Below are 1,839 nucleotides of genomic sequence, written 5' to 3'. Positions count from 1 at the left end.
GCCCCCCACAATCAGCAGGGAGCCCATGTATTTGAATCCCCGCCCCGGGTCATAATTCACACTCAAAGTCGAGACATAGAGCTCATCAGGGGCATTCCGTCCTCCGACGACACGTTCGTAGATGGGATCTCCCGGCCGAAACGGTCCACTGAAACTTTCCTGATAAAGTCGGTAACTGCGTCCCGTCAGGGGATCGATCACGTTAATGGGATGATTCAGCGTAATGAGAACTTTGGAGTGCACCAGGCATAAAGCTTCGCCAGTCTCTGGATCAATCTCCACAGGCCCGGCGACCTCCTTCCCGGCAGCTCTCAGCACTCTTTCCGGAACATACAGATCGACCAGGCTCGCATAGTGCGAGGGTTGATTGGTGCCGGGATCCAGTCGCCGCTGAAACTCCAGCAGTTTGATCCAGAACCCCACATCCACTGCATCGTACTTGGCGGTTAACTCGATTTGCTCGGCACCATGGGCCAGCCGACACGCTTCGTCGGGATTAAGCGGAGCCGTGGCACCCCGCGGCAAGACCGCCAGCCACATCTCCTGGGTCTGGGAGCCTGCCGTGAGCCGAATTTTCACCCTGGGCTCCGTCATCCGGGCACCTTTGCGAAACGGCATTGGCACGACCACTTCTTCATCTGGGCGGGAAGGGTCGAAGGGAAGAAAGGTATTGACGACAATCCTTGCCGCATAGCCCCGCCCGGTGCCCACCGAAACCACTCGCCCGTTCAGCGGCACCATCCCGGTGCCCAAAAACTGCGGTGCACGCCATGCCCGGTAATACAGCTTTTCACCCGGCCCCTGACAAATCTCAATCCGCGGATGATCCGCGCCATCCGTGGTCTCCGGTCTTAACTGAAACGCGAGTTTCGGATCACGCAACACTCTGGAAAAATCGACCCAGTACGCCCCCGCGACGCGGAATTTTTGGGCAGGTCGATTGAACTCCGGCAAATCTGCAAACAGAATCAAGTCGTCTTCCAGGCCCTGGGAATTTCTCAGTCGAATCTGCACGGACTGAAGTCGGGGATCCCGGGTCAAAGCCACGATCTCCAACCCTGAATCACCCAACGGGTAGCGCTGATCCGAGTTTTCCGTCTCCGAAAGTGGTACCACGTAGCGCGTGCGATCATGGACCAGAACGACCTGACCCACCTCGGTAACGTCCCCTTCCGGATAGCCGAGGAGAAAACCATCCTTCTCGAATTCCTCCAGAGCTGCATAAAAGATGACGCGCGTGCCATCCGGTAAGGTCGTTCGCGAACCGACAGCCGCGCTTTCCCCACCTGGGAAGCGGCCAAGTTGAATGTTCAATTCGAACGGTTGCCAGGGACGGATCCAGGTGCTTCCGGTGGGCACCGAGATGTACCCTCCCAGATACCCACCCTTCACCCGCCGCGAATCGGCGTAATAGTCCAGCACTTCCAACGTGATGTCACCGTCGCGGTAAACCACCCCGCGATCCCGATGCGCAAGGTTCCATGGCAGCACCGGCAGTTTGCCTGGGGGTGCCCAAAAAAGATGTCTCCACGACGTCGAGAAATCCCGCCAATTGAAAGGGCCCGCCCGAAACGGAATCCGGATGATTTTCCCCACACGTTCGCCCTGATCGTTCGACGGCGACAGCCGTTCGATTTCAAAATGGAGGTTATCTTCGAACGCCAGGTGGTTCATCGTTCCTTCATAGACTGAAAGCTGGGCATCGATACCGTGCCGGGCCGTGAGCAACGAGCCGGTTAGAAGCACGAGAATGCCGGCATGCGTGATCACAAACCCTGTCTGGTAGCGCTTCCAGGGAAACCGAACCGCTGCAGCGCAGAATACGTTGACTCCCAAAAG

General features: G+C 57.7%; 1 protein-coding gene. It reads right to left on the bottom strand.

Annotated elements, in window-relative coordinates:
* The coding region (locus H5U08_RS17460) for a hypothetical protein (RefSeq protein ID WP_297036034.1) at positions 1-1,839 on the bottom strand (1,839 nt) is incomplete at both ends.

The organism is Thermogutta sp. (genome assembly GCF_014359955.1).
In the GTDB taxonomy this organism is placed as follows: Bacteria; Planctomycetota; Planctomycetia; order Pirellulales; family Thermoguttaceae; genus Thermogutta.
The sequence above is the reverse complement of the archived record's forward strand: the minus strand, read 5'-3'. Positions and strand labels throughout refer to the sequence as shown.